The 3,484-nt window shown below is 41.5% G+C and carries 4 protein-coding genes and 1 pseudogene; all 5 read left to right on the forward strand.

Annotated features, from left to right (window positions below; genetic code table 11):
* Nucleotides 1–565 (forward strand): 3-oxoacyl-[acyl-carrier-protein] synthase III C-terminal domain-containing protein (locus G2999_RS13715; RefSeq protein ID WP_010180542.1); only part of this gene is annotated, 565 nt, incomplete at its 5' end.
* A gap of 31 nt (nucleotides 566–596) precedes the next feature.
* On the forward strand, nucleotides 597–1,529 hold the full coding sequence (gene fabD, locus G2999_RS08100; RefSeq protein ID WP_010180544.1) for an ACP S-malonyltransferase: 933 nt from the start codon (nucleotides 597–599) through the stop codon (nucleotides 1,527–1,529).
* A 23-nt stretch (nucleotides 1,530–1,552) separates the two neighbouring features.
* Nucleotides 1,553–2,284 (forward strand): 3-oxoacyl-ACP reductase FabG, encoded by a 732-nt coding sequence (gene fabG, locus G2999_RS08105; RefSeq protein WP_010180545.1) that lies wholly within the window; start codon nucleotides 1,553–1,555, stop codon nucleotides 2,282–2,284.
* 214 nt (nucleotides 2,285–2,498) lie between these two features.
* Nucleotides 2,499–2,738: an acyl carrier protein gene (gene acpP / locus G2999_RS08115; RefSeq protein WP_010180546.1), complete on the forward strand. Its 240-nt coding sequence runs from the start codon at nucleotides 2,499–2,501 to the stop codon at nucleotides 2,736–2,738.
* Nucleotides 2,739–2,807: 69 nt separating this feature from the next.
* Nucleotides 2,808–3,484 (forward strand): annotated as a pseudogene (locus tag G2999_RS13720) (beta-ketoacyl synthase N-terminal-like domain-containing protein); the annotation flags it as partial.

Genomic DNA, 3,484 nt, shown 5'->3' on the forward strand with positions numbered 1-3,484 from the left:
ACGCATATTAGTAATTGGCACAGATTGTTTGTCTCGTTTAATCGATCCTGCAGATCGTTCTATGGTCATTTTGTTTGGTGATGGCGCTGGAGCAACTATCATTGAAGCCAGTGAAGAGCCTGGTATTTTATCGACACATATCCATGCGGCAGGATCTTACTCAGATTTATTGTATGTAGGTAATCCAACACGCGGTGATGAAGCATCCGTGCATCAAAATTGGGGTTCAATGCGAGGCAATGAAGTCTTTAAAGTTGCAGTCACAAAGCTGAGTGAAGTTGTAGAAGAAACGCTTGCGGCAAATAATATGGATAAATCTGAGCTGGATTGGTTAGTTCCTCATCAGGCAAACTTCAGAATTATCAAAGCAACAGCGAAAAAATTGAATATGTCATTAGACCAAGTGGTCATGACACTCGAACATCACGGCAATACTTCTGCTGCTACAGTGCCTACAGCCTTAGACGCAGCAGTTAAAGATGGACGCATTAAACGCGGTCAACATTTATTATTAGAAGCATTTGGTGGTGGTTTTGCATGGGCATCTGCGCTCGTTCGTTACTAACTATCAATATATAATTGGATAAGGAATTTAGATGAGTCAATCAACAATCGCCTGTGTCTTTCCAGGTCAAGGCTCTCAAAGTGTCGGTATGCTTTCAGAACTTGCTACACATACCCCTGTCATTCAAGACACATTTGCAGAAGCATCTGCTGCGTTAGGTTATGATTTGTGGGATGTTGTTGCCAATGATCCTGATGAAATATTAAACCAAACACATATTACTCAGCCTGCGCTATTAACTGCTAGCGTTGCAGTATATCGCGCGTTACAAAATGCGGCTCCTTTTACACCAGCGTTAATGGCTGGTCACAGTTTAGGTGAATATTCTGCATTAGTTTGTAGTGGTGTTTTGTCATTAGCCGACGGTGTAAAGCTGGTCAAAGCACGTGGTGAGTTTATGCAAAGCGCAGTTAAACCAGGTGAAGGGGCAATGTATGCGATTATTGGTTTAGCTGATGATAAGATTATTGACGCTTGTGCCAATGCCCAGTCTGAAACAGGCGAGATTGTATCAGCCGTCAATTTCAATTCACCAGGTCAAGTCGTCATTGCTGGTACTGCATCTGCAGCTGAAAAAGCGGCAGCTGCTTGTAAAGAGGCGGGGGCAAAACGTGCATTACCATTATCCGTGTCAGTACCATCTCATTGTGAGTTAATGTTACCTGCTGCAGCGCAATTAGCTGAGTTAATGGAATCTGTTACCTTCAATGCACCTAAAGTGGCATTTATTAATAATGTTGATGTCAGTATTGAACACGATGGCGCTGCGATTAAAGATGCGCTTGTGCGTCAGTTATCTTGCCCGGTCCGCTGGACTGAGAGTGTGCAAGCATTCGCCGCACATCAGGTCGACACAGTATTAGAAATCGGTCCAGGAAAAGTATTAGCTGGATTAATCAAACGTATTGATAAAGGGTTAGCAACGCACAGCGTGAATCAACCCGAACACTTAGTACAATATTAAATTAGAATTAAAGAGAATTAAGCATGTCAGATAAAAAAATCATCCTTGTTACGGGCGCATCTCGTGGTATTGGTAAAGCATGTGCCTTAGCTTTGGTTAGCGAGAACAGCTTTGTGATCGGAACTGCCACAAGTGAAAGTGGCGCAGCGGCTATCAGTGAGTATCTTGGTGACAATGGTGTTGGCAAAGTGTTGAACGTGACCGCCGAAGGTAGCATTGATAATCTTATCGCAGAAATCACTACAGAATATGGTCCAGTTGAAGTGTTAGTCAACAATGCTGGTATTACTCGTGATAATTTATTAATGCGTATGAAAGATGATGAGTGGAACGCCATTATCCAAACTAACTTAACCTCTATTTTTACGTTATCAAAAGCGGTTTTACGTGGCATGATGAAAAAACGTTTTGGTCGTATTATAAACATTGGTTCTGTTGTTGGGTTGACCGGCAACCCAGGTCAAGCTAACTACGCGGCAGCAAAAGCGGGTGTTATTGGATTTTCTAAATCAATGGCCCGAGAAGTTGCATCACGTGGTATTACGGTTAATGTCGTTGCCCCAGGTTTTATTGATACGGATATGACTAAAGTATTGAGCGATGAACAAAAAGAGGCCATCTTTAAAGATGTCCCAGCGAATCGTTTAGGTCAGCCTGAAGAAATAGCCGGCACAGTAGCGTTTTTAGCCAGTGATGTGGCGGCATATATCACAGGTGAGACTATTAATGTCAACGGTGGCATGTATATGGGGTAATCTCCATTGCTGATAAATACACCGTATATTGTGGTATATGAAAGCGATAAAAATCATATTTAAACTCAAATACTGTGTAAATCACCGTATTTGCCTAAATTTTGTACAGATTGTGGTTTGACCACGGTGTAAAAGTCATTTGTTTCTTGCATAAAGGGGCAATGCAAAATAAACTAGCGAAATTTTTTCCAAGTCAATTAAGGGAATATACAACATGAGTAACATCGAAGAACGCGTAAAAAAAATCATCATTGAACAATTAGGCGTGAAAGAAGAAGAAGTAAAATCAGAAGCATCATTTGTTGATGATTTAGGCGCTGACTCTTTGGACACTGTTGAATTAGTAATGGCTCTAGAAGACGAGTTCGATACTGAGATTCCAGATGAAGAAGCTGAAAAAATCACGACTGTCCAATCTGCAATTGACTACGTCAACGCAAACAACGACGCGTAATTTTTAAATGTTTGAAAAAACGGCTCTTTATGGGCCGTTTTTTATGAGCACAATAAAATGGAGAATCCCATGGCTAAAAGAAGAGTTGTAGTTACTGGACTTGGCTTAATTACCCCTTTAGGCAATGATGTTGATACATCATGGTCAAATATTTTAGATGGTCAATCAGGTATTGGGCCAATCACTCATTTTGATGCTACTGATTACAGCACCCGTTTTGCTGGTGAAGCAACTGACTTCGATCCCACTGAATATATTGATAAAAAAGAAACCAAAAAAATGGATCGTTTTATTCAACTAGGTATTGCTGCAGGGATCCAAGCACTAGACGATGCAAACTATCCAGTCAATGAGGCCACTGCTTCAAGAGTAGGTATTGCAATAGGTTCAGGTATAGGTGGTTTGCCTCTTATTGAAGAGAACCATGTTAAATTACTTAAAAGTGGTCCTCGTCGAGTTTCTCCTTTCTTTGTACCATCAACTATTACAAATATGGTATCGGGTTTTTTATCAATTATGCGAGGCTTAAAAGGGCCCAACCTGAATGTTGTTACCGCATGTACAACAGGGGTTCATAATATCGGTATTGCTGCGCGTACTATCGCTTACGGCGATGCTGATGCAATGGTAGCGGGTGGTGCTGAGTCAACAATTACTCCGTTAGCGATGGCATGTTTTGGTTCTGCACGGGCGTTATCTACCACAACGACATCCTCAACAAGCTTCTCGCCCATGGGATGAAGCTC

The sequence above is a fragment of the Glaciecola sp. HTCC2999 genome (assembly GCF_000155775.1).
GTDB lineage: Bacteria > Pseudomonadota > Gammaproteobacteria > Enterobacterales > Alteromonadaceae > Opacimonas.

Coding starts and splice junctions, on each gene's coding strand:
- fabD (WP_010180544.1), top strand. CDS start 597: ATGAGTCAATCAACAATCGCCTGTGTCTTTCCAGGTCAAGGCTCTCAA.
- fabG (WP_010180545.1), top strand. CDS start 1,553: ATGTCAGATAAAAAAATCATCCTTGTTACGGGCGCATCTCGTGGTATT.
- acpP (WP_010180546.1), top strand. CDS start 2,499: ATGAGTAACATCGAAGAACGCGTAAAAAAAATCATCATTGAACAATTA.